At 69.7% G+C, this 24,776-nt stretch carries 17 protein-coding genes; 1 reads left to right on the top strand and 16 read right to left on the bottom strand.

Going from position 1 to position 24,776, the window contains the following annotated elements; genetic code table 11:
* Positions 1-13 precede the first annotated feature (13 nt).
* The 9 genes from galA to ACG00Y_RS23710 form a co-directional block, all read right to left on the bottom strand.
* Positions 14-2,872, bottom strand: a complete 2,859-nt coding sequence (galA, locus tag ACG00Y_RS23750) for a beta-galactosidase GalA (RefSeq protein WP_394483227.1) — start codon at positions 2,870-2,872, stop codon at positions 14-16.
* Positions 2,869-3,963 carry a glycoside hydrolase family 5 protein gene (locus ACG00Y_RS23745; RefSeq protein ID WP_394483225.1) on the bottom strand — a complete coding sequence of 365 codons (1,095 nt, stop codon included), beginning with the start codon at positions 3,961-3,963 and terminating at the stop codon, positions 2,869-2,871. The genes galA and ACG00Y_RS23745 overlap by 4 nt, the downstream gene beginning before the upstream one ends.
* A 38-nt stretch (positions 3,964-4,001) precedes the next feature.
* Positions 4,002-5,930: a glycoside hydrolase family 97 protein gene (locus ACG00Y_RS23740; RefSeq protein WP_394483223.1), complete on the bottom strand. Its 1,929-nt coding sequence runs from the start codon at positions 5,928-5,930 to the stop codon at positions 4,002-4,004.
* 2 nt (positions 5,931-5,932) lie between these two features.
* Positions 5,933-7,819 (bottom strand): glycoside hydrolase family 127 protein, encoded by a 1,887-nt coding sequence (locus ACG00Y_RS23735; RefSeq protein WP_394483221.1) that lies wholly within the window; start codon positions 7,817-7,819, stop codon positions 5,933-5,935.
* On the bottom strand, positions 7,816-9,456 hold the full coding sequence (locus tag ACG00Y_RS23730) for an alpha-L-fucosidase (protein WP_394483220.1): 1,641 nt from the start codon (positions 9,454-9,456) through the stop codon (positions 7,816-7,818). Before ACG00Y_RS23730 ends, ACG00Y_RS23735 begins: the two co-directional genes overlap by 4 nt.
* 202 nt (positions 9,457-9,658) lie before the next feature.
* Positions 9,659-11,173, bottom strand: a complete 1,515-nt coding sequence (locus tag ACG00Y_RS23725) for a family 43 glycosylhydrolase (RefSeq protein ID WP_394483218.1) — start codon at positions 11,171-11,173, stop codon at positions 9,659-9,661.
* Complete coding sequence (locus ACG00Y_RS23720; protein ID WP_394483215.1) at positions 11,170-13,638, bottom strand: glycoside hydrolase family 95 protein; 2,469 nt, start codon at positions 13,636-13,638, stop codon at positions 11,170-11,172. Before ACG00Y_RS23720 ends, ACG00Y_RS23725 begins: the two co-directional genes overlap by 4 nt.
* Positions 13,638-14,948 (bottom strand): GDSL-type esterase/lipase family protein, encoded by a 1,311-nt coding sequence (locus ACG00Y_RS23715; RefSeq protein WP_394483213.1) that lies wholly within the window; start codon positions 14,946-14,948, stop codon positions 13,638-13,640. Before ACG00Y_RS23715 ends, ACG00Y_RS23720 begins: the two co-directional genes overlap by 1 nt.
* On the bottom strand, positions 14,945-16,615 hold the full coding sequence (locus ACG00Y_RS23710; protein WP_394483211.1) for a DUF5597 domain-containing protein: 1,671 nt from the start codon (positions 16,613-16,615) through the stop codon (positions 14,945-14,947). The genes ACG00Y_RS23715 and ACG00Y_RS23710 overlap by 4 nt, the downstream gene beginning before the upstream one ends.
* A 456-nt stretch (positions 16,616-17,071) precedes the next feature.
* Between ACG00Y_RS23710 and ACG00Y_RS23705 the strand changes: the two genes are divergently transcribed.
* Positions 17,072-17,791, top strand: coding sequence for a FadR/GntR family transcriptional regulator (locus tag ACG00Y_RS23705; RefSeq protein WP_394483209.1), 720 nt, complete (start codon positions 17,072-17,074; stop codon positions 17,789-17,791).
* A 27-nt stretch (positions 17,792-17,818) separates the two neighbouring features.
* Here the strand turns inward: ACG00Y_RS23705 and ACG00Y_RS23700 are convergent, their stop codons facing one another.
* The 7 genes from ACG00Y_RS23700 to ACG00Y_RS23670 form a co-directional block, all read right to left on the bottom strand.
* Positions 17,819-19,327 (bottom strand): UxaA family hydrolase, encoded by a 1,509-nt coding sequence (locus tag ACG00Y_RS23700; RefSeq protein ID WP_394483208.1) that lies wholly within the window; start codon positions 19,325-19,327, stop codon positions 17,819-17,821.
* Between the two features lie 147 nt (positions 19,328-19,474).
* Complete coding sequence (locus ACG00Y_RS23695) at positions 19,475-19,804, bottom strand: L-rhamnose mutarotase (RefSeq protein WP_394483436.1); 330 nt, start codon at positions 19,802-19,804, stop codon at positions 19,475-19,477.
* Between the two features lie 17 nt (positions 19,805-19,821).
* Complete coding sequence (locus ACG00Y_RS23690) at positions 19,822-20,955, bottom strand: mannitol dehydrogenase family protein (protein WP_394483206.1); 1,134 nt, start codon at positions 20,953-20,955, stop codon at positions 19,822-19,824.
* Complete coding sequence (locus ACG00Y_RS23685; RefSeq protein ID WP_394483204.1) at positions 20,949-21,959, bottom strand: zinc-binding alcohol dehydrogenase family protein; 1,011 nt, start codon at positions 21,957-21,959, stop codon at positions 20,949-20,951. The genes ACG00Y_RS23690 and ACG00Y_RS23685 overlap by 7 nt, the downstream gene beginning before the upstream one ends.
* Positions 21,953-22,798, bottom strand: a complete 846-nt coding sequence (locus tag ACG00Y_RS23680; RefSeq protein WP_394483202.1) for an amidohydrolase family protein — start codon at positions 22,796-22,798, stop codon at positions 21,953-21,955. The genes ACG00Y_RS23685 and ACG00Y_RS23680 overlap by 7 nt, the downstream gene beginning before the upstream one ends.
* On the bottom strand, positions 22,795-23,820 hold the full coding sequence (locus ACG00Y_RS23675) for an aldo/keto reductase (RefSeq protein WP_394483434.1): 1,026 nt from the start codon (positions 23,818-23,820) through the stop codon (positions 22,795-22,797). Before ACG00Y_RS23675 ends, ACG00Y_RS23680 begins: the two co-directional genes overlap by 4 nt.
* Complete coding sequence (locus tag ACG00Y_RS23670; protein ID WP_394483200.1) at positions 23,817-24,758, bottom strand: ABC transporter substrate-binding protein; 942 nt, start codon at positions 24,756-24,758, stop codon at positions 23,817-23,819. The genes ACG00Y_RS23675 and ACG00Y_RS23670 overlap by 4 nt, the downstream gene beginning before the upstream one ends.
* Between the last annotated feature and the right edge of the window lie 18 nt (positions 24,759-24,776).

The following is a 24,776-nucleotide window of genomic DNA, read 5'->3' as shown; positions in this document are numbered from 1 at the left end:
GCTCATGGGGCTCTTAGAAGGTGTCCAGGCTCAGGCTGCCCAGGTCCAGCCCATCGCTGCTGGCGCGCAGCGTGACGCGGCCCGGGCTGCCGGTGGATTGCAGGATGACTTGCGCATGGCCGTTGAACACGCTGCGCTGCCAGGGTCCGGCAGCCGTGGTCGTGCGCAGCGTCAGCCAGCGCCGGCCGCCCTGGGCGCCGTGGAACAGCTTGCGCGTGCCGTCGGCCGGGGTGGCGAAGACGAGGGTGACCGCGTTGATGTCGTTCAGCTGGGTGGGGTCCAGGTCGATGACGCCCATGCCGTCTTCGCGGCGCGGCGTCAGGGCCTTGCCGTTCAGGATGACTTGCTGGCCGGGCGTGATGTCGCCGACGAACAGCGCCGCGCGGCCCGCCGTCGCAGCCGGGCGGGCGAAGCTGGCCTGCACGACGTTCCAGGCGCCGTCGGCCGGCTGTTTCTCGATGGGCAGCCAGGCGAAGGGGTCGCGCCAGCCGGCGCTGCCCGTGTCGGCCAGCAGCGCCGCCGCGTCTTCCTGCCTGGCCACGGGCTTCTGGCGCCAGCCGCCGACAGCGGCGTAGCGATGGAAGTCGGCTGGCTTGTCGGCCTCGTGCGAGCCTGGGTCGCCATTGCCCATGCCGATCAGCCGTGCCGGGCCCGTGACCTCGAAGCTGATGCGCTGGCCTGCCGTGGGCACGACGCGGCCTTCGCGGTCGACCACGCTGACCCGCACCACCGCCACATCGTCGCCATCGGCGTGGATGCGTGTGCGGTCCGCCGTCAGCCGCACGGCGCTGCCATTGCCGGTGGTGGCCACGGTCTCGGTGACGACCAGCTTGCCGCCTTGGTAGCCGCGCGCCACCAGGCTGCCCGGCGCATAGGGCACGCTCCATTGCAGATGGGCGTAGCGCGCCAGCGGCTTGCGGCCCAGCGACGTGCCGTTCAGCAGCAACTCCACCTCGTCGGTGTTGGCGTAGACGCGCACGTCGATGGGCTGGCCTTCGCGGCCGGGCCAGTTCCAGTGTGGCAGCACATGCACGGTGGGCTCGGTGGTCCAGGCCGTCCGCAGGTAGTGGCCGCTGTCTTTCAGCAGGCCGGTCGTGTCCATCATGCCGAATTGCGAGGAAATGGCGGGCCAGCCGAAGGGCGTGGTCTCGCCGCGGTAGTCGAAGCCGGTCCAGACGAACATGCCGGCGATGAAGGGCCGCTCGGCGTTGTAGCGCCAGGCCTCCTCGATGGACGCGGTCGACGCGCCGCCGGAGCGCTTGTCATAGGCGGCGATGTGCACGCGCGCCGGGTCGTCGGCGTAGATGCCGCGCGTGGCGTAGGTCAGGCCTTCCTCGGTGACGACGGAGGCGCGCTCGGGGAAGCGCTTGTGCATCGCGTCGATGTTGTGCTGGGCCTTGTAGTTGAAGCCCAGCACGTCGGAGCCGACCGCCGTGCCTTCTGGGCCGCCAGAGCTGGACGCGGCCAGCGTGACCGGCCGCGTCGGGTCCATGCGCTTGACGATCGCCTGCATCTCACGCGCCAGACGCGTGCCGACGGCGCTGTTCTCGATGGCCCATTCCTCGTTGCCGACCGACCACAGAATGATGGACGGGTGGTTGCGGCCGCGGCGCACCAGGCGCTCCATTTCGTCGCGGATCTGCGGCGCGGTGCCCATCATGCGGTGCTCGTCGATGACGAGGATGCCCAGGCGGTCGCAGGCGTCCAGCAGCTCGGGCGTGGCCGGGTGATGGGCCGAGCGGATGGCGTTCACGCCCATGCCCTTGAGCATCTTCATCCGCGCCTCGTGCATGGCGTCGGGCAGGGCCACGCCGATGCCGGCATGGTCCTGGTGGTTGTTGACGCCGTGCAGCTTGATGTGGCGGCCGTTGAGGAAGAAGCCGGCGTTGGCGTCAAAGCGGATGGTGCGGATGCCGAAGGGCGTGTCGTAGCTGTCGACGACACGGCCGGCGCTCTTCACGTGGGTGGTGAGCTTGTAGAGCTGAGGTGTTTCCAGCGACCACAGCTGCGGCGCCGTGACGCGCAGCGTGGCCGCCACGTCGGTGCTGGCGTCCACGCCCACGCGCCTGGCCGGCACGCTGGCGCGCGCGACGACGCGGCCGGCGGGGTCGCGCAGTTCGTGCTCCAACGTGAAGGAGGCGGCGGCCTTGCCGTCGTTGCGCACCGTCGTGTCGACGGCCACATCGGCGGCGTTGCCCTTGACCGTGGCGCGCACGAACGTGCCCCAGTGGCCCACGCGCAGCGGCTCGGTCTGCGTCAGCCAGACATGGCGGTAGATGCCGGCGCCCTCATACCACCAGCCCTCCTGGGTGGTGGCGTCCACGCGCACGGCGACGACGTTGCGGCCGCCGTAATTCAGGTAGTCGCTGATGTCGACGCGAAAACTCGAATAGCCGCTGGCCTCGCGGTGCAGGTAGTGGCCGTTGACCCATACCACGCTGTCGCGGAAGACGCCGTCGAACTCCAGCGCGATGCGCTTGCCTTGCGCGGCTGCGGGGATGCTGAGTTCGCGCCGGTACCAGCCGACGCTGTTCTCGGGGAAGGCCCGGCCGATGGCCTTGGAGCCATGCGCCGAACTGCCGCGCGCGGAGAACGGCAGCTCCACCGCCCAGTCATGCGGCAGGTCCAGGCGGCGCCAGGTGCGGTCGTCGAAGTCGGCCCCCGCAGGGCCGTCGCCAAAGCCGGCCTTGGCGAAGAAGAAGGCGCGCGTGCTGTGATTGAAGTCCTGGGCCGGGTCATGCGCATGGCCCAGCGCAAAGCGCCAGCCGTCGTCTATGCGGGTGCGCTGGCGCGGGCCGTCGTTGGCGGCGGCAGAGCCGGCGCACAGCATCAGCGCGAGCAGCCAGGTGAAGAAGGAGGAGCGCTTGTTCATGGCTTGTTGGCGGCGTTGACGATGAGGTCGATGGCGGCGTCCTTGCGGGCACCGGTCACGCGGTCGAACAGGCCGCCGGTGTCCCAGTAGACCGGCACCATGCCGTGGCGCACGGCCGAGCCGGTGACGTACTCGTTCCAGTCCTTGCGGTAGCGGTCCATGCCCGGGTACTTGCGCTTCATGCCGGCGCCGTACTCGCCCAGCAACACCGGCACGCCCTTGTCGACGAAGGCGGCCTTGAGCTTGCGGAAGGCGGCATCGACATGGTCCTCGTTGCCCCAGCCCGCGGTGGCGGCGGGGTCGGTCGCGTTCTTGCCCCACTGCCAGAACTTGCTGTCATGGTCCAGCGTGAAGGGGAAGGGGTCGTAGTAGTGCACCTCCACCATCAGCCGGTCGGCCACGGTGTCGGCCGGCAGCTTGGCGTTGCAGGTCAGCGCTTCCTCGTGATTGGTGTTGTACGACTGCACGACGAGGTGGCGCTTCGCGTTGTTGCCGCCGGTGGCGCGCACGGCGTTGACGAAGGTCTGGTTGAAGCTGTTCTGCACCGCGCAGTTCTCTGCCGTGGCCTTGCCGTATTCGCCCTTGATGTGGACCTCGTTCGTGCCGGCGAACAGCAGGTGCTCGTCATGGCCCTGGAAGTGCCTGGCGATCTGGGTCCAGAACTTGGCCAGCTTGGCGTTCACCTCGGCCTGCTTGGCGTAGGTCGGGTGGTCGGCCCAGCCGCCGTCCCAGTGGGTGTTGATGATGACGACCAGGCCGGCCTTGCGCGCGTAGTCCACCACTTGCGTGACCCGGGCCATCCAGGCCGGGCTGATGTTGCCATCGGCGTCGGCGTACTGGTTCCAGGCCACGGGGATGCGCACGGTCTTGAAGCCGGCCGCCTTGAAGGCGTCCATCACCGCCTGGTGGGTGGGCGGGTTGCCCCAGGCGGTCTCGCTGGGCAAGGCCTCCAGCGTGTTGCCGAGGTTCAGGCCGGGTGACATCTGTTGGGACAGCTGCAGGCTGGTCAGCTCGCGCATGTCGGTGGCGCCCGCAGCGAACGCGGCGGCCAGCGCGACGGGTAGCACAAGCCTTGAAAAGATGGTCTTCATGGTTTCTTCGATGAACGGTGGTGATGACGCAGGCGTCTTCAATGCAAGGGTTCCAGGATCACGGCGGCGCCGCCTGCGGCCGCCAACGGCAGCGTCAACACGTCGCTGCGGCTCACGGTGAGCGCGCGGCGGCGCAACTCGCGCGGCGTGTCGCCGTCCTGCCAGATCGTGGCGCGCCAGCGGCTGGCGGCTAGGAAGCGCAGCGGCACGCGCGCCGTGCGGGCGTCGTCGGCGGTCATCGCGCCGACATACCAGGCCTTGCCATGGCGGCGGGCCAGCACGATGTCGCGCCCCGGCTCGCCGCTGATGAAGCGCGTCTCGTCCCAGGCCGTGGGCACGCGCTGGATGAAGTCGAAGCCCGGTTCGCCACGGTAGGCGGCGGGGTCGTCGGAGACCATCTGCAGCGGGCTGTCGTAGACGACGTACTGGGCCAGCGCCTGGCCGCGCGTGTGCTGGGTCTGCGCCATCTCGGCCCGCACCTCGAAGGTCGCGGGCGTGGCGTTGCGAAAGCCGCCGGGCGTGTAGTCCATCGGGCCGGTCAGCATGCGCGTGTAGGGCAGCATCAGGTTGTGGCGCGGTGTGACCTCGCGGTTCATCTTGCTCCACTCGGCGCCGAGCACGCCTTCCTGGGTGATGAAGTTGGGGAAGGTCCGCTGCAGGCCGGCGGGCACGTAGGCGCCGTGCAGGTTGAGCAGCAGCTTGCGCTGGGCCGTGGCAGCCGCCACGCGGTGATAGAAGGCGACGATGTCCTGGTCGTCACGGTCCATGAAGTCGACCTTGACGCCCTTGATGCCCCAGCGCGCATAGGTGTCCAGCACCTCGTCCATGCGCGGCGCCAGCAGTTGCCAGTGCGCCCACAGCATCAGGCCCACGCCCTTGGCGGCGGCGTAGCGCACCAGCTCGGGCATGTCGATGCCGTCGGCGGCGCGCGTGATGTCGGTGCCCGGCAGCGCCACCCAGCACTCGGGGCCCGAGCCCCAGGCCCAGCCGGCGTCGATGAGGTAGTAGGGCAGGCCGGCCTCGGCGGCGAAGTCGATGAAGCGCTTGTAGGCGGCCATGTCCGGCTTCATGCCGGCGTTGGGCGGCGCGGTCCACCAGTCCCAGGCCGACTTGCCCGGCTTGACCCAGCTGAAATCGCCTGCCGGTGCGGGGTTCAGGTTGCCCACCAGGTGGGACTCGATCAGCTCACCGGCACGGTCGGCCATCATGACCACGCGCCAGGCGGTCGACAGCCCGCCCGCCGACACGAAGGCCGGGCCAGCGCGGCCGGGCACGCCGGACAGGCGCAGCTTGAGCGCCGCACCTTCGCGCCACAGCGACGCGCCGGTGTAGCCCTGCAGGTGGGCCTGCGTGATGGCGTAGTGCGTGCGGCCCGACGGCGTGGCGCAGACCACCGGCACGTCGTAGGCGGCATCGGCGCTCAGCTGCGAGACGCGCAGGCGCTCGAAGCTCGCCTCGTGCGAGCCCTTGACGGGCGAGACCAGGCAGGCCGGGTCGCCGGCCGGCACGAAGGCCGTGTGTTCTCCCTTCAGCCGCACGGGCGCGCTGCCGTCCAGGCGGTAGCGGAAGGCCACGCCGTCGTCGTAGGCGCGCACGTCGATGAACAGGCGCCGGCCACCGTGCTGTGCGTCGAAGGCGAGCGTCGCGCCGCGGTAGTGGTCGCGTGCGCTGGCGGCCTTGGTGGCGATGAGGGGCAAGGTGCGGTCGACCGCCTCGTCCTGGCGCGACGCCAGCTTCAGTGCACGCAGCGCGGGCGCGCCGTCCAGGTCCAGCCCCAGTGGCGAGGCGGCGATGACGGTCTCGCCCCGGCGGGTGACGGAGAAGCTGGCACCGTCCTGGGCGATGCGCAGCGAGCTGCGGCCATCGGGTGAAGCGATGACGATGTCGGCGCCATGCGCGGTGCTGGCCGCCAGCGCCCCCCACAGCGCGCATGCCGAGAAGATCGAGAGACGGTACCGGGTCTTCATGCTCAGGCCACCTGCCAGTACAGGCTGTAGCGCTCGTGCGCGATGCGGTGGAACGGGGCGAGTGAGATCTCCTGGCCGGCAGCGCTGCGAGCGCGGAACGACAGTGGCGCACCGACAGGCCGCACGACCTCTTCCAGCGCACGGCCATGCAGCGCGAGGCGAGGCAGGGGAGCCTTCGACTCCAGCCGGTGGCCCCAGAACCCGTTGTCCGGGCCGACGTCGTCGCCGGGCGCTATGCCTTGCGCACCCAGCCGGGCCGCGAGCACGATAGGGCCGACGATGACCGCCGCGACGTCCGGGGCCCTGGGCAGCGGTTGCATGCGCAGCGGCATCGGCAGGTCCACGTCGAGCACATCGCCGTCGCGCCAGAGGCGGTCGATCTCGACGTAGCGGCCGGGGTCGGTGCTATCCAGCAGCGGGCGGCCGTTGAGCCGCACGGTGAGCCGCGGGCACCAGCCCGGATGGCGCAGGCGCAAGGCCAGACGCGTCGGTCGCGCCGGGTGCACCGACAGTCGCGTGCGGGCTTCGTCGGGGAACGCGGTGGTCTGGCGCAGGCGGACCTGCTGCTCGCGCCAGTCCAGCGAGGAGGAGACGAACAGGTTGACGTACAGCGCCTGCGCGTCGTGGAAATAGATCGAGTCGCCCAGCTTGGCGAAGCTTTCCATGCCGGTGCCGGTGCAGCACCAGAACGCTCGCTCGGGCGAACCGTAAAGCTTCGGGCGGCTGGGGCCGGCGGGCTGGAAGTACGTGGACATCCCGCTGTCAGGGTCCTGCGAGGCGAGGATGCCGTTGAACAGGGCGAGCTCGTGGTAGTCGGCGTAGGCGGCAGAGGGCGCGGCGCCGAACAGCGAGCGAGTCAGCCGCAGCATGTTGTAGGTGCAGCAGGTCTCCATGGTCCGGCCCGACGACACGTGCTTGCGCGTTTCTTCGACGGGAAAGAAGTGTTCGCCGTCTCCGTTGCCGCCGGTAGCGAACGAACGCTTCTCGACCACCGAGCCCCAGAAGTAGCGCGCGGCCCGGACCAGACGCTCGTCGCCGGTGGTCTGTGCCAGGCGGGCGAAGCCGATCACCTTGGGAATCTGCGTATTCGAATGCAGCCCGTCCAGCGTGTCGCGTCCCTCGGCCAACGGGTCGAGCAGGGCGCGATGGTTGAAGCGCTGGGCCAGGCGAAGGTAGCGCGCATCGGCCGTCAGTGCATGCAGGTTGGCTAGCACCTCGTTCATGCCGCCGTGCTCCAGGTCCAGCATCTTCTGGAATTGCTGCTCGTCAAGGCGTTCTGTCACGTCCACCATCCAGTCCGCCAGGCGCGCCAACACGGGCAGTGCCTGGGGATGGGCGGCGTGCACATGCGCATCGTGCAAGCCAGCCATGATCTTGTGCATGGTGTACCAGGGCACACCGGTCACCGGCCGACCGGCCAGGGCGTTTTGCAACTGCGCGTCGCCGTCGGGGAAGGCGCACACGAGGCCGCTGCGGGCTGCCTGCTGGCAGTTGTGCAGTTCGTCGACGACGTGGTTCACGCGCTGGCGGAAGTCCTCTCGGCCGGTGGACGCCGACATCAGCGAGCAGGCACTCAAATAGTGGCCCAGCGTGTGGCCCGGGCAAAGCTCTTGCGATTCCCAGCCGCCGTAACGCGGTGCCTTCGGTGCCAGCCCCGCATTGGTACGAAAGCCATGCAGCAGCCGGTCGGCGTTGAGCGAGAGCAGATAGGTCGCGCCGAGCACCCGAGCTGCCTCGAATGGCCCGGGCAGCAGGCGCACGCTGGACAGTGGAAAGGCCCCCGCTCCGGTGGAACGGCCGGCCGATTCGCCGGCCTGCGCGCCGGGTGCCATGGCGGCCAGCAGCGGCGCCACGCCCGCGCTGGCGAGAAAGTCACGGCGGGTGTTCATACCAGTCCGCTTCCCCGGATTTTCAGCGCCACGGCCGGCGAGCCGGCCAGGCCCTCGGGCAGCCTGACCTCCAGGCCGCGGCGGGTGCGCTTGAAGGGCAGGCTGTCGCTGGAGCCCACGGCCTCGATGCGGTCGATAGTGCCGGGCACCACGTGCGAGTCCTGCGCCAGCGTCTGGATGCGCAGCACGCCGTCCTTGGGCCAGCCCAGTGCGATGGCATAGAGGGCGCCGCCCTTGGTCGTGAAGCGGATGTCCTCGGCCGTCAGCGGCTTGGAGCTGTTCTCGCTGAACATGCCCGTGCCCACCTTCGTCGGGCCCTCGCCAAAAATGCGCCAGGGGCGCGTGCCGTAGATGGCCTCGCCGTTGCGCGCCATCCACGTGGCGATCTCGCCGAGGATCTTCTGCTCGTCGGCATCGATGGTGCCGTCGCCGCGCATCGGCACCGACAGCAGCAGGTTGCCGTTCTTGGAGACGATGTCGCACAGCCGGTGGATGACGGTGCTGGCGGGCTTGTACCGGTGGTTGTCGAACAGCGAGCGGGCGTAGTGCCAGTCGCCCAGGCAGGTGTCGGTCTGCCAGGGCAGGGGCTCGATGCCATCGCGAAAGCCGCGCTCCACGTCCTCGACGACGCCGCTGCGCCATTCGGATGGCAGCACCTTGGCGTTGAGCACCGCCTCCAGCTTGCCGCCGTTCCAGGCCATGCTGGCGTTGTAGTAGTGGGCGGCGATGTCCAGCCCCGCCTGGCCCAGCGGCAGGCCGTGGTTGTCCATGTAGACCAGATCGGGCTTGTAGCTGTCGATGAGGTCGCGGCAGCGCAGGAACCAGGAGCGCGTGAAGGCCGGGTTCTGCAACGGCGGCTTCTCGTCCCAGTAGTAGGTGTTGTGGTCGTGCCAGGCTTCGACGCTGCGAATGGTCTTGAAGCCGTCGGGCATGACGATGTTGCGGCCCGTGTAGAGATCCTGCGGGTCCAGGCCTTCCCACCACTTGCCCTTGCCGTCGGCCTTGGTGAGGCGGTAGGCGTCGTAGCGCTGGCCGGCGTGCGGGCCTTCGGGGTCGTAGCCGTAGGCCGACTGGAACCAGTGCCAGGCGTGCGCGCCGTGGTTGCTGACGCCGAAGCGCAGGCCGCGCGCGCGGGTGGCCTTCTCCCAGCCGCCGATGAGGTCGCGCTTGGGGCCGACACGCATCGTGTTCCAGGCGTGGTACTTGGAGTTGTAGGCGTCCAGGTTGTCGTGGTGGTTGGCCATCGCGACGAAGTACTTGGCGCCCGCCTTCACGTACAGGTCCAGCAGCGCGTCCGGGTTCCAGTTCTCGGCCTTCCAGAGGTTCTGGATCTCCATGAAGCCGAACTTGGTCGGATGGCCGTAGTGCTTGACGTGGTGGTCGTACTGCCAGTTGCCCTGGATGTACATGCGCCGGCCATACCAGTCGCCCATCTCGGGCACGCATTGCGCGCCCCAGTGCGCCCAGATGCCGAACTTGGCATCGCGGAACCACTCGGGTGTGTTGTAGCCGTCGGCGAGGGAATCCCAGGTCGGCTTGAAGGGGGCGGGTGCGGCTTGGACGGTGGACAGGCCGGCGGCGCCCATCGTGGCTGCCGTGGCTTGCAGCAGCGAGCGGCGGGAGACTCTTTGCGTCATGGCTTGCTTCCAGCGAAATGGGCAGACGAGCTGGCGCTGAGGCAGACGCTGGCGCTGCCGCAGCTCTGGGCCGCAGCTGGTGTCGGCAGCGCCGACAGCAGGCACCGCATGGCCGTGGGTAACAGGTGCTTCATGGTTGACCTTTCTCTTGAAGGATTGCCCGGCGCGAATGTCTCCGTCGCGTTCCGGGGTTGGCGTGCAATCAGGTGTCGCGTCCAGGGCCCAGGTAGATGAAGCGGCGCAGGCGCACCTCGCCCTCCCCGGCGGCAAACAGGGCCAGGCGCAGGCTGGCAAAACTGTCCTGCACGGTCTGGTGCAGGGCCGAGACGTCTTTCAGCCAGGGGCTGGGCACCCAGGGGCCGTCGCCGATGGCGTGTTCGAAGCTGACGAGGTGCCGGTGGTTGGTCACCCGCAGGCGGTGGTGCCGGCCGGGCACCGGCTGCTGCATCCAGCGGTGCTCCTGGCCGTAGCTGTAGGTGTGCATGCAGCCGTCGCCTATGCCCACGCCGACGAAGCCGCGCGCGTCGTGGAACAGCGCCAGCCCGCCCTGCGCCGCGCCGATCAGCTCGAACTCCAGTTCGGCCACGTAGCTGCGGTCGCCCAGCACGCAGGTCAGCGGCGAGCAGTCGGCCAGGCTCCTGCCCTTGGCCGCCAGCAGCAGGCCGGCACCGTCATGGCGGACGCGCAGCAGCTCTCCCGGGGCGGCGTCGAAGAAGCTCCATTGCAGGCCGAGGCGGCCGCTGCTGAAGTCGTCGGAGAGCGCCGGGCCGGCGGGGCTGGCCGCTCCCCGGCGCGGCTTGCGCTGCGGCCTGTCGAGCTGGTCGCCCTTGACGCGGCACCAGCCGTCGCGCGTCCATTCCACGGGCTGCAGCAACGTCTGCCGGCCCAGGCGACCGCCGTTCTCGTGGCCATGGCAGACCAGCCACCAGTCGCCCGCCGGGCCTTCCACCAGGTTGGCATGGCCGCTGGTCCACCAGGCGTCGGCGGCGCCGTTCGTGCGATCCATCAGCTTGAAGGGGCAGGCCTCCCAGGGGCCCGACAGCGACGGCGAGCGCGCCACCTTCACCACGTGGCTGCCGGGCGGGCCGTCGCCGCTGGCCGTGGCGCCAAGGCTGTAGAAGAACTCGCCCCGGCGCAGCAGCCTGGGCGCTTCGGCATGGGCCCGCACGAGTGCGCCCCGGGTGGCCAGGCCGTCGTCAGTCAACGCGATGCGCCGCCCGCCGCTGACGAACAGGTGGCGGCTGCCGTCCTCGTCGACCGCATGGGCCGGGTCCGTGCAGCCGTCCAGGCCCAGGTCGACGGGGTCGCTCCAGGGGCCCCGCATGTTGTCGGCGTGGCTGACGTGGATCGCCAGGCGACCGCCCCGCTGCGCGCAGAGGTAAATGAAGTAGCGGCCCTGGTGCTTGACCAGGTGCGGTGCCCGCACCGTGCCGAGCGGCTGCGTCAGCGCGGCGGCGATGGGCGCCCAGTTCACGAGGTCGCGCGAATGCCAGATCACCGCGCCGGGGCAGGACTGCAGCGATGAGAACGTCAGGTAGTAGTCGGCGCCGTCCTTCAGGACCGTCGGGTCGGGGTGGTCGCCGCCCACGACGGGGTTGCGGAAGCTGCCATCGCCCAGGTCGGCGCGCCGCTGGCCCTCCACGCCGATGCCGAAGCGCGGCGGTGGGGCTGGCTCGGCGCGGGTATCCGCCGCGCGCCCGACCAGGGAGGTGTTCATGGCCGCGCGGGAAAGTCGCTGGCGTCCAGCCGGGCGTGGCCCAGTTCGTCCAGCTTCGTCGTGACGCGTTGGCCGAGGTAGCGCAGCGCGACGCTGGCCTTTGCCGGGCCGCGCAGGCGCACGAGGCGCAGGCGGCCGGCCTTCCAGTCGACATCCAGCTCGACACCGCCGTGGGCCTTCACGCCGTGTACCCGGCCCTCGGGCCAGGCCTTGGGCAGGGCGGCCAGCAGGTGTACCTCGCCGCCCCAGGACTGCACGATCATCTCCAGGATGGCGGCGGCACCGCCGAAGTTGCCGTCGATCTGGAAGGGCGGGTGGGCGTCGAACATGTTGGGGTAGGTGCGCGCCGGGCCCAGCAGGCCTTGCAGGATCTTGTAAGCCCGCTCGCCGTCGCCCAGCCGCGTCCACAGCGCCAGCCGCCAGGCGGTGGCCCAGCCGGTGCTCTCGTCACCGCGCCGGTCCAGCGTCACACGGGCGGCCTGGGCCAGCGCGGGGGTGTCGCGCACGTTGACCTGCTCGCTCGGGTAGACGGCGTAGAGATGGGAGACGTGGCGGTGGGTCTGGTCGGTTGCCGACGCATCCCAGTCCTCCAGCCACTCCTGGAACTGGCCCTGCTCGCCGATGCGGTCGGCCGGCAGGCGGGCTCGCGCCTTGCGGACGGCAGCGGTGAATGCCGGGTCGTCCTCGCCAAGCTGGGCCTGCGCCGCGATGACCGCGTCGAACAGGTCGCGCAGGATCTGACTGTCCATGGCCGGCCCGGCGCAAAGCGAAATGTCGGTATGGTGGTTGTTCTCCGGTGACGACGACGGCGACGTGACGAGACCACGGCCCTTGGGGTCTTCGACCAGCGTGTCGAGGAAAAAGAGCGCCGCGCCCTTGAACAGCGGCAGCAGCCGGCGCAGCCGGGCCGGGTTGGGGTTGTACTGGTAGTGCTGCCACAGCGTCGTGCACAGCCACGCGCCGCCGGTGGGCCACATGCCCCACAGCGGGCCGTCCAGCGGCGCGGTGGCGCGCCACAGGTCGGTGTTGTGGTGGGCCACCCAGCCGCGCGCGCCGTAGCTGTTGCGCGCGGTGCGGGCGCCGGTGACGGCGAGGTCCTCCACCATCTTCAGCAGCGGCTCGACGCACTCGTCCAGGTTGGCCGGCCCGGCGGGCCAGTAGTTCATCTCGGTGTTGATGTTGATCGTGTACTTGCCTTCCCACGGCGGGTGCAGCACCTCGTTCCACACCCCCTGCAGGTTGGCCGGCTGGCTGCCCGGCCGCGACGACGACAGCAGCAGGTAGCGCGCGTACTGCACGTACATCGCGGCCAGTGCCGCGTCGGGCTCGCGCGGCACACCGGCGATGCGGGCGTGCGTGGGGCGCGCGTTGGCCGCGTGGCCGCCGAGGTCGATGTGCAGGCGGCGGAACAAGGCGCGGTGGGCCTTCAGGTGGTCGTCGCGCAGCTTGCCAAAAGGCTTGCGCGCGGCAGCGGCGGTGCGCTGGCGCACGGCGGCCACGGGGTCGCCGCGGGTGTCCTGCCAGTTCACATAGCTTGTCTCGCCGGCCACCACCAGCGTCAGCCGGCGCGCACCGCGCACGCGCAGCGTGTCGCCGACGGCCTCGATCTTGCCGTCGCCCACGGCCTGCACCCGCAGCGCATAGCGCAGCTGGCCGGGGATGCCGAAGGCCTGCACGTTGCGGCCCTCGATCAGCAGCGCGTCGCTGCCGTCCGTGCGGACCGTTAGCGTCGACGGGCGCTTCTCGGCAAACAGCGATTCGCGGTGGTGCCAGGGCGCGCCGACGAAGACGACACCGTGCTGGTCGTACTTGGTGTCGCCGAAGCCGCCATAGGGCTGGTAGTCGGGGTGGCGGTAGCCGAGGTCGAGGTCGATCGTGCCGTCGCCTTCGATCTCCAGGCGGATCACCGTCACCTGGTCCGGCACGCTGCAGAAGGCCTCGCGCCGGTGGCGGCCACTGCCGTCGATGAAGCTCGTGGTGGCGATGGCGCTGTCCAGGTCCAGGCTGCGCCGGTAGCGCGCCGCGGCCTTCACGCCGGGGAAGTCCAGCAGCAGGTCACCGGCGCCGCTGAAGGGCATCTGCTTGATGGGCTTGCCCATCAGTGAGTCGGCAACCAGCTCGTTGGCCTCCTTCCAGCGCTCCTCGTTGATCAGGGCGCGCACCTTGGGCAGGGCCTCGCGAAACCTCGGGTTGTCCTGGATGTAGGGGCCGCCGCCGTAGAGCGTGTCGATGTTGAACTGCAGCCGTTCCTGGACCGGGCGGCCGAACACCATGGTGCCCAGGCGGCCGCTGCCCAGCGGCAGCGCCTCGATCCACGGGCCGGCGGCCTTGTCGTACCAGAGCGTGAGCGAATCGTCGGCCAGCTGGGCCGAGCCACTGCGGGCGAAGGCCGGCAGCGCGGCGAGGGCGCTGGCCAGCGTGGTGCCGGCGACGAAGCCGCGGCGGGTGGGATTGAAATCAGTCATCAGGGTGCCGCCAGCAGCTTGTCCAGCGTCGGCGCCATCGCGCGCTGCCAGAGGCCGTAGCCCTTGTCGTTGGGGTGGAGCAGGTCGGGCATGACGTCCTTGCCCAGCGTGCCGTCGGCGTTCAGCAGCGCGGCGTTGATGTTCAGGAAGTGCACGTGCTTGCCATCGGCAAAGCCGGCGATCAGCGTGTTGACGCGCTCGTTGAGGGCGCGCAGGCCGTCGTCGGGCTTCTCGCCGCGCGGGAAGATGGCCAGCAGCAGCAGCTTCGTCTGCGGCAGCCGTTGCCGGATCTCGTCGACCAGGCGCTTGATGCCGGCCGCCGTGGTGGCCGGGTTCTCGCCGCGGTGGCCGCTGTTGTTGGTGCCTATCATCAGCACGGCGACATTGGGCGCAATGCCGTCGATCTCGCCCTGCTGCAGCCGCCACAGCACGTTCTCCGTGCGGTCGCCGCCGAAGCCCAGCGCCAGGCCGTTGAGCTTGGCGTAGTGGCGCTGCCAGACCTCGCGGCCTTCCTTCTCCCAGCCCTGGGTGATGGAGTCGCCGATGAAGACGATCTGCGGCGGCGTGCCGGCGTCGATGAGCTTGCGCTTCTCCTCAAGCTTCTCCTTGTGGCGGGGTAGCCACCAGTCGACCGCCCAGGACTCGTCCAGCATGGCCGGCGTGACCGACTCCGTGCGGTAGTCCGGGCAGGCAAGACCTGGCCTGGCCTCTCGCGTGATGCGCACATTGGCCACGCTGACCCGGCCGCTGCCGGTGCTGTCCAGCGCAAAGGGCAGGCTGACCTTGGAAAAGTCCGCGCCCTCGCGCGCGAAGCAGCTCAGCGGCAGGGCGACGCGCTGCCAGCCCTTGCCGGCGGCGGCGCGTGCTGGCGCGATGAGGTTGACGCTGCGCTCGCAGCCATCGCCGCAGGCGACCTTGGCCCGCACGCCACCCTGACCCAGGTCGGCCACGTCGAGGTCGAACTCCAGCGTGCCGCCCAGGTAGGGCCGCAGGTCCAGCGGCTGGCGCGACTCGAAGCGCAGCGTGGCCGACCAGAGGTTCTTCCAGTCCAGCCGCACGGCCTCGCGTTTGCCGCCGCTGCTGAGCGTGCTGGCGCCCAGCGTGCTGGCGCGGGCGTACTCGGCGGTGGGCGCGGGCAGGACGACGCTGTCGCCGCTCAGCTCGGCCTGCGTCTCCCAGTGGCCGACGACGGTGCGCCAGGCGCTTGCCGGTGCGGGCAGGATGGTGATGTCCGGCGCGGCTTGAGCCTGGGCGCTGAAGACCGACGTCGTCAGCAGCGCGGCAAGGACGGTCTTGCGGACAGCGCTCACTTGTAGCGCCCCATCTTGACCTTGATGACGCGCGGGTTGGCGACGAAGTTCAGGCCCCAGTCGACCTGGTCGCCGTTCCAGCGGCGCACCATGACCCATTTGCCGTTGGCGTCATAACGGCCCTCCTCGACGTAGTCGATGAGCGCGCGGCCGCTGCCCTCGATGTCGTCGATGCGCACGCGCGCCTGCTGGCCCACGAGCAGGAACTCGTCGTCGCCGATCTGCGCGATGGACACGCCGCCGACGAGCTTGTCGGCATGCGCCGGCTTCTCCTTCTGGTTGCTGGGCCATTCACGCTCGCCGAACTGCCATTGGCCGAAGGTGACGTGGGCCTTCCAGCCTTTCATCGTCACATGCTGGTCGGCATGGTCGTCGGGCTCGGCCACGCCATAGGTGCGGCCGTCGAAGGCCCATTGCGCCCACTGGCGCAGCATGGGCTTGAAGGCGGCATAGATCCTGGCGAAGGGTTCCAGCGTGGCCTTGTCGTTGGTCTTGGCGCCCAGCGGATGGTTGGCGTAGTCGAAGTAGTCGACACCGAACGGCGCGACGCCGATGGCCCCGCGGCCGAGGATGGGGTACAGGTAGCGCGCATACAGCTCGGTCGTGCCGATCTCGGGCACGAACAAGGCGTTGTCGGTGCGCTTGAACTTGTCCAGGTTGGCATCGAGCTTGGCCGACTCGGCGTTGTAGATGTCGGGCGCGACGATGTCGATGGCCGGCGCCGCGGCCTTGTAGATGTCGATGACGTCGTAGGTCGGCCCGCCACTGGCGAAGTTCTTGTTCCAGGGCTTGGGCGGCTGCTCCAGCGGGTCGCGCAGCGCGTTGTTGACGTACATCGGCAGGTCGTAGACGGCCCGGCCGGCCTTGGCGATCTCGCCGATGTAGCGGGCCTTGGCCCAGGCGTGGAAGTACTCGTCGGCGTAGTCGCCATAGACGGCGCGCCAGTTGCCGGTGGCCGCGCCCGGCACCGGCGATTTCTTGCGCGCCAGCACGGCGGGCGGCACGTCCTGCTCGAACAGCGCCTGCGCCCGCTTGCCGAAGTCGCGCACCAGGCCGAAGGTGCCGACCTCGTTCTCCACCTGCACCATCAGCACAGTGCGGTCTTTCTCGTCGACCTTCTTCAGGTGCGTCATCAGCGCGACGAAGGCACGCTTGTCGGCCTTGAGAGTCTCCTCGCCCAGCGGCGACAGGCAGTAGCTGTTCTTGCCGTCCGGCTCGACCATGCGCGGGAAGCGCTGGTTGTTGAACTTGACCCAGGCAGGCGTGTACTGCGGGCTGGTGTTCTTCCAGGTGCCGAACCACAGCAGCACCACGCGCACCTTGCGCTCTCGTGCCTGCTTGAGCAGGGTGTCGACGAAGGAGAAGTCGAAGCGGCCCTCGACCGGCTCGACCTGCTCCCAGGCCACCGGCACCTCGACCGTGTTGGCGTTGATGTCGGCCACGGCGGGCCAGACCTTCTTCAGCGCCTCGGGGTAGCTGCTGGAGTTGTGAACCTGGGCGCCGAGCATGGTGAAGGGCGCGCCATCGACGATGAGCGCATGGCGGCCGTCACGCTCGACGAGGCGGGGCAGCTCGGTGGCAGCTGCGAGGGAGGAGACCAGGAGGGACAGCGCCGCCAGCCCGAGCGGGAGGCGGGGGAGGAGGCGGCCAGAGGTTTTCTTCGACATGGGAGTTCATGGGCGCCCGGCGGGGCGCGATGCAAGAGTGGCAGGAGTCAGGAATTGCGGCGCCTTGGCGCCCGGCAGCGGCAGCCGGCCGCAGCCAGCGAAATCGTGCTTGTCCAGGGTGGTTTCACGTTGTCTCCATGGGCTCTCTGAGGAGCCTCGTTGGCGTCCGTGTGCTGATGGCGGACCGATGAAAAGTATGACTTTAGTTGGTCATGCCAATTTGCCACAAAGTCATTTTGGTCTTACCGGTAAATACCCCAGTGCCCTTTCCGGGAGTGCACGAGGCGGACTGGTGTAGCGCCGCGACATTGCTGATCCCTGTGCCGGATGCGGCCAGTCGGTCAAACCGCTCGCGCTCAAGTTCGCGACGATTCCTCAGGGTTTTCGCGAGCGTATGAAAACTTTGGCGCTGGGAGCGCTAGCATTTGGTCAGTCCAATTTGGCACGCAGGGAGACATGGCCACTTCACACCGCAACGGCGACGCACGCCGTCAATATCAACTGGTTGCCGATCGGGTGCGCGCATTGATCGCAGCGGAGGGCATCGCACCTGGGGCAAGGCTTCCAGCGGAGCGCGATTTGGCGTTGCAGCTTGGCGTGTCCAGGCCCTCGCTGCGCGAGGCGCTCATCGCGCTGGAGATCGAAGGCCGCGTCGAGATCCGCGGTGGCTCGGGCGTCTACGCCTGCGCCGTACCGGATCAGGGCGATGGGGCCACACGTGCCCTCGGCGAAAGCCCGGCCGAGATGATGCAGGCGCGTGTCGTGCTGGAAAGCGCGGTCATCACGCTGGCGGCGGCGCGCGTCACCAAGGAGGGGCTGCGGCGCATCGAGGAGGCCCTGGAAGCCATGCGTGACGACCATGCCCATGGCCGCAAGCCGGTCGAGGCGGACCGGCGCTTTCATATGAGCATTGCCGATATGGGCGGCAATTCGGTGCTCACCGGCATGGTGGGAACGCTGTTCGACGACCGTCACAGCTTGATCTCGTCGCGCATGAGTGGGCGCGTCGAATCGACGCGCACCTGGGAGACGGCGGTGGGTGAGCACGAAGCCATCCTGCAGGCACTGGCGGCACGCAACCCGCAGGCTGCGGCCGCAGCGATGTGCACCCACCTGCTGGCCTCGCATGGCCGCTGGCTCGGCGAGCCGGCGGACATGGTGACGGCGGCGCTGTGAGCGTTTGATCGCCGGCACCGGCGGCCCCTACATCACGGCGCCCAGCTGCCAGGGCACGAACTCGTTGTCGCCCAGGCCATGCTGCTCGCTGAGCGTGGGCCGGCCCGAGGCGGTCTCCAGCATCAGCCGGAACAGCGCCGCGCCGGCCTCGGCCACGGTCTGCGTGCCGTCGACGATGCCGCCGGCGTTGAAGTCCATGTCCAGCGCCATGCGCTCGAACAGCCGCGTGTTGGTGGCCAGCTTCAGCGACGGCGTGGGCTTGCAGCCATAGGTCGAGCCGCGCCCCGTCGTAAAGCAGATCAGGTTGGCGCCGCCCGCCACCTGGCCGGTGGCCGAGACCGGGTCGTAGCCCGGTGTGTCCATGAAGACCAGGCCGGGGCCGCGCACGGGCTGGGCGTACTCGACAACGTCGGTCAGCGTGCTGCTGCCGCCCTTGGCGACGGCGCCCAGCGACTTTTCCAGGATGGTGGTGATGCCGCCCGCCTTGTTGCCGGGCGAGGGGTTGTTGTCCAGCTCGGCGCCGTTGCGGGCGGCATAGGTCTCCCACCAGCGCAGCCGGGCCAGCAGCCGCTCGGCCACTTCGGGCGTGGCGGCGCGGGCGGTCAGCAGGTGCTCGGCGCCATAGATCTCCGGCGTCTCCGACAGGATGGCCGTGCCGCCATGGCTCACCAGCAGGTCCACCGCCGCGCCCAGCGCCGGGTTGGCGCTGATGCCGGAATAGCCGTCCGAGCCGCCGCATTGCAGGCCCACGACCAGCCTGGATGCCGGCACCGCGCTGCGCCGCGCCTGGCCGGCCTCGGCGGCCAGCTCGCGCACCAGCGCCTGGCCCTGCGCGATGGCCTCGCGCGTGCCGCCTTCGCCCTGGATGCTGAGGCTGCGCACGCGCGCGCCGCCGTCCAGCCCGTCCAGCAGCGCGCCGACCTGGTTGACCTCGCAGCCCAGGCCGATGACCAGCACGGCGGCGAAGTTGGGATGCAGCGCATAGCCGCGCAGCGTGCGGCGCAGCAGCGTCAGGCCCTCGCCGTCGCTCATGCCGCAGCCACTGCCGTGGGTGATGGCGACCACGCCGTCCACGCCCGGCAGCATGCCGGGCGCCTCGAACGCGCGGGCGATGGCCTTGCAAACAGTGGCCGAGCAGTTCACCGACGACAGCACGCCGATGTAGTTGCGCGTGCCGACACGGCCGTCGGCGCGGACATAGCCCTCGAAGCGGGCGGCTTCCTGCGGCCCGCTCGCTGCCGAAGTCGCAGCATCAACGGCCTGCGTCGGCAGGGTGGTGCTCATCTCGAGGTTGTGCACATGCACGTGCTCGCCCGCTGCGATGGCTTGGTTGGCGACGCCGATGGGCTGGCCGTACTTCAGCACGACATCGCCGGCCGCGATCGACCGCAGCGCGACCTTGTGACCGGCGGCAATAGCGGCGCGCATCCGCAGCAGCGCGCCGTCAGCCTGTTGAACATCGCCGTCGGCGGCCAGCGCCACGCGAGCCACGGCGACGTTGTCGCGTGGGTGGAGCTGAATCAGAGGTTGCAGCATCTTCAGTCGTCCATGGTGGGCGGCACCACCCGCGGCGGATGAAACGAATGCAGAAACGCAACCACAGAGGCACAGAGACACAGAGAAGCTGCCCTGATGGATTTCCTCTGTGGCTCTGTGCCTCTGTGGTTGCCTTTGAATGTCACTTCAATCCACATGGAAGACGCACTCCATCATGGCCCAGTGCTCGCCCGCAGCGCGGCTGTCCAGCGGGCGCTGGCAGGGGCTGCAGAAGGTCCACCAGCGCTGCGTTTCCGGGTCGGCGGCGATGGCGGCCATGTCGGCGTCGTAGTCGCTGCCGTGGTAGTCCCAAACCCCGAAAAGCAGGTTCTCCGGCTCGCGCAGGAAGATGCTGTAGTTGCGGATGTTGGAGGCCGCCAGGCGCGCCAGCACCGCCGGCCACACGGCCGCGTGCAGGCGCTTGTACTCGGCGACGTGCTCCGGCGCGATGCCGATCACCATGCCCATGCGTTGCATTGCTTGTTCCTTGTTCATCAGGTCGCCAGCGCGGCGCTCAGGTGGGGCTGCTGCAGGCCCGGCGCGTGCTGCTGTGCCAGGTCGACGACCGGCATCAGGCGCCGCGCCTTCTTCATGTCGTGGTTCTGGGCGATGTCGGCCAGGCGGTGGGCCAGGAAGGGGTTGAGCAGCCGGTCGCGCAGGCCGACGAGGTAGGCGCGCGCTTCATCGCCCTGGCCCAGCACGTCGAACACCGGCAGCACCTCCTGCTGCCAGGCCGCCTCCAGCGGCCCGCGCAGGGCCGGGTCTTGCATGGCTTGCAGCACCGTCATGTCGGCGGGCCGCGCGCCTGCCATCCACCATTCGGCCAGCAGCGTGTGGCCGAGGTTGAGCAGCAACAGCTTGAGCCGCTCGTGGCGCGCGAGGTCGTCGGTGAGCGCGATGGCCGGGTGCCGGCAGGGCAGTTGCAGGCGCGGCTGCGCCTCGATGGCCCACAGCGCATAGGGCTCGGCCACGGCGCCAACCGGCTCCAGCGCTTCGGAGACGATACGGTCGACCAGCGAGTTGGCCCACACCGGCCGGGCCTGCAGCCAGTCAATGAAGACCGTGGCGCAGCGCCACTCATGCGCCAGGGCTACGACGAGATTGCGCAGCGTCTCGCCATTGCGCGACACCAGCTCGCAGGGAAGCAGCGTCAGCTCGGCCTCGGGCTGCGCCTGCCAGCGGTCGTGCAGCAGCACCAGCAGCTTGGCCGGGAAGGAGGCCGGCGCGACGGCGGTCTCGGCCAGCAGCGCCGGGCCGTCGCCAGGCGAGATCACCCAGCCGCTGTCGCCGGTGTTGGAAACGATGACCTGCACCGGCCCGCGCACGCGCTCGCGCACGGCGGGCCAGTCGGTGGCGGCGTGCAAGGCCTCGCGCACCGAGTGGCAGGTCTTGCGCGTCTCAACAGCCCACCCGTCCACCAGCCCACGCACGATCACGTCGAAGCCCTCGGCGCGCGCCAGCGCCTGCGTGCGCAGCGTGCTGGCCGGGTTGCCGGTGCTCTGCACCACCGTGATACCGCCCAGCGCCTCGCCGCGTTCGGTGGCCTCGCTGACGAAGAGATCGACATGGGCCTGCAGGAAGCGGCTGGTGCCGAACTGGAGGATGGGGTGGCCAGCTGCCGTCAGCATTCGATGATCGCCTTGATGACGCCTTCGGTCGGGTCCAGCAGGCGCGCAAAGCCCGCAGGAACCTCGGCCAGAGTCATACGGTGCGTGGCGAGTGCGGCGCTGGGCACCAGGCCCTCGCGTATCGCCTTCATGACGGTCTCGAAGTCCTCGGTTGTCGCGTTGCGGCTGCTCAGCAGCGTGGCCTCGCGCTTGTGGAACTCGGGGTCAGAGAAGCGGATGTCGCCTTGCACGATGGACACCAGCACGTAGCGGCCACCGTGGGCGATGAAGCGAAAGCCCCGCTCCATGGCCTTGGCATTGCCGGTGGCGTCGAACACCACGTCGAAGAACTCGCCGTCGGTGAGGCGCGACAACTCCGCCTCGTCACCATCACCCACCGGCACAGCGGCAGCCACGCCCAGGTGCTTGAGCGCGAAACCGAGGCGGTCCTGGCGGCCGTCGATGGCCGTGACGACGGCGCCGCGCAGGCGCGCGAAGATCATCGCGCCCATGCCGATGGGACCGGCACCCACGACCAGCACACGCTGCCCGGCCGTCACGTCTGCGCGGCGCACCGCGTGGGCGCCGATGGCGAGGAACTCCAGCATGGCGGCCTGGTCCAGCGTGATGCCGTCGGCCTTGCCGACAAAGCGCTGCGGCACGCTGATGAACTCGGCGAAGGCGCCGTCGCGGTGCACGCCCAGCACCTGAATGCGCACGCAGCAGTTGGTCTTGCCCTGGCGGCAGGCGATGCAGTGGCCGCAGGACAGATAAGGCATCACATAGACCGGGTCGCCGGGCACCAGGCCGCTGTCTGTTTCGGCCTCCTCCACGACGCCCGACAGCTCATGCCCCATGACGCGCGGGTAGGCGAGATAGGGCTGGTGGCCGGTGAAGATGTGCAGGTCGGTGCCGCAGACACCCACGCGCCTGACGCGCAGCAGCACCTCGCCGTGGCCGCGCTCGGGGCGCGGGCGTTGCTGGGCGACGAGGTGGCCCGGGGATTCGCAGGTGACGGTCAGCATGATTCGAGGCGGTAAAGACGAATGGCGTTGCCCCCGAAGAGCGCACGCAGGTCGTCCAGGTGGGGTGCGGGTTTGAGGCGGCGGGCCAGCCGGTGGGCAACCTCCCACCAGTCGGCGTAGTCGGCGGCCAGGCGCAGCACGGGCCAGTCGCTGCCCCAGAGCAGGCGACGCGGGCCGAAGAGGTCCCAGAGCGCCTGGGTGTAGGGCTGCAGGTCGGCGGCTTCGCGTTGCTGGCCGGCTTCGGTCAGCAGGCCGGACAGCTTGCAATGGACTTGCGGTAAGGCGGCCAGCGCGGCCATGTCGCTGCGCCAGGGCTCGATCTCGCTGCGGGCAATGAAGGGTTTGGCGGCATGGTCGATGACGAGGCTCAAGCCCGGATGCCGCTGTGCGAAGCGGCGCAGCCCAGGCAGTTGGCGCGGCAGCACGAGCGCGTCGAAAACCAGGCCATGGCGTTGCATCGCCTCGGCGGCGGGGTCGCAAGCCGGGTCGGCGATCCAGTCGTCGTCGGGCATGCCCTGCAGCATGGGCCGCAGGCCCTTCAGCAAAGGATGGCGGGCCAGCTCGGCGATCTGCTCGGGCGCGTCCGCCGCCTTGAAGTCCACCCAGCCGACGACACCGCGCACCCAGGGCGTGGCGTCGGCCACCGACAGCATCCAGTGCGTGTCGGCCAGGCTGGGCAGGGACTGCACGAGCACGGTGGCGTCGACGCCGGCCGCTTCGAGATGAGGTGCCAGGTCTTGCGGGCCAAAGTCGCGGTGGATGGCGGCCAGCTCGGCGGGCGGCCACTCGCCGAGCCGGTCCTGCAGGCGCCAGAAATGCTGATGCGCGTCGACGATCATGAGTCTTCCTTTGCGGCGTCCCCGGGCAGCGGCGCGGCGGCCTGGATGAGGCCGCGCTCACGCAGCGCCAGCCAGAGTTCGCGCGGGAGGGCACTGGCCATCCAGGCGGCGTTGGCTGCCACCTGCCCGGGCGAACGCATGCCGGCCAGCACGCTCGCGACGGCGGGGTGGGCAAGCGGGAACTGCAGCGCGGCGGCCTGCAGCGGCACTTCGAACTCGGCGCAGGCGGCCTCCAGCGTCTGGGCGCGTTGCCCGACCTCGGGTGGCACGTTGCCGTAGTCGTACTTGGCTTGGCCGGCCAGCAGGCCGGAGTTGAACGGGCCGCCGATGACGACGCTGACGCCGGCTGCCGCGCATTGGTCCAGGAAGCCCAGGCTGCCTTGCTCCAGCAGCGTGTAGCGGCCGGCCAGCAGCACGCAGTCCAGCGGCGCCACGGCCAGGGCTTGCTGCGCCACTTCCCATTCGTTGACGCCCAGGCCGATGGCCCGCACGACGCCCTCGCTGCGCAAGTCCTCCAGAGCCCGGAAGCCGCCATCCTCGGTCAGCGCGCGCCAGTGCAGTTCGTGGCGCGCGCCATGGGTCAGGCGGCCGATGTCGTGCACCAGCAGCATGTCGATGCGGGACAGGCCCAGGCGCTTGAGGCTGTCGTCGAAGGAGCGCCGCACGCCACCGTAGCTGTAGTCGTAGACTGGCCGGTAGGGCAGGGGGGCTGCCCAGCCGTCGCTGCCGGGCCTGGCCTGCTCGTCGGGCAGCATGAGGCGGCCGACCTTGGTGGACAGCACGAAGCCGTCGCGCGGCCGGCCGGCCAGGAAGGCGCCGACGCGGCGCTCGCTGAGGGTGTAGCCGTAGAAGGGCGCGGTGTCGATGTAGCGCAGGCCGGCATCCCAGGCCGCCTGCAGCGTTGCGGCGGCCGTGGCCTCGTCGACGGCGTCGTAGAGGCCGGCCAACGCGGCCGCACCCAGGCCCAGCGTCGTCAGCTGCAGCCCGGTTGTGGCGACAGGTCGGCTGTTGCGCGGCATCAGTAGAGAACGGCCTTGGCCTCGGCCGACTGCAGGTTGGCCTTGTCCACCCAGACGACGCCGGTGTCGCGGAACTTGGGGACTGCCTTCTTCTGCAGCACGTCGTGGATGGTCTTCACGCTCAGTTGGCCCATCTGGAAGGAGCCCTGCACGGCAATGCCGGCCAGCGTGCCGTCCTTGACGAATTGCTGCAGGTCCTGGTTGCCGTCGAAGCCGATGGCCACCACCTTGCCCGCGCGGCCGCTCTGCACCAGCGCGCGGCCCATGCCGACGGCGGTGGGCTCGTTGGCGCCGAAGATGGCCTTGAGGTCGCGGTGGGCGGCCAGCACGTCGGTGGCCTGGTTCATCGCCGTGGCCATCTGCGACTGCGAATAGAAGGGGCCGACGATCTCCAGCTTGGAGTGGGCCTTCAGATAGCTGGTGAAAGCGCCCACGCGGCCGACCTCGGAGCCCGCGCCCGCCACGTAGGACATGACGGCCACCTTGCCCGTGGTGCCGACCTTGGCGATCAGCTCCTTGGCACAGCGTTCGCCCGCAGCCTGGTTGTCGGTGGTCAGAAAGGACTGGTAGTAGGCCTTGCCGGCGTCCGACACCTGGGAGTCGATGAGCACGACGGGGATGCGTGCCTCCCAGGCCTTCTTGATCGCGGGCACGAGGGCATCAGGGTCGGAAGGCGCGAGCACGATGCCGGCGACGCGGCGGTTGACGGCGTTCTCGACCAGGTTGACCTGGTCGGCGATGGCCGATTCGCTGGCCGGGCCGGAGAAGGTCATCGTGTGGCCGTTGACCTCCTTCATGCCGGCGGTGGCGCCCTTGTTGACGTTCTGCCAGAAGGTCGAGTTGGTCGTCTTGACGATGACGGCGATCTCGCCGGCCTGGCTGGCCGAGCCGATGACGGCCAGGCAGGCGCTGAGCAGCGCATTGCGCAAGGGATGGGGCATTCAATGTCTCCTGTTGTG

It is taken from the genome of Pelomonas parva (assembly GCF_043555835.1).
GTDB classification, from domain to species: Bacteria; Pseudomonadota; Gammaproteobacteria; order Burkholderiales; family Burkholderiaceae_C; genus Pelomonas; species Pelomonas parva.
Note: the sequence above shows the minus strand (reverse complement) of the source record. Positions and strands in the feature narration are given on the sequence as shown.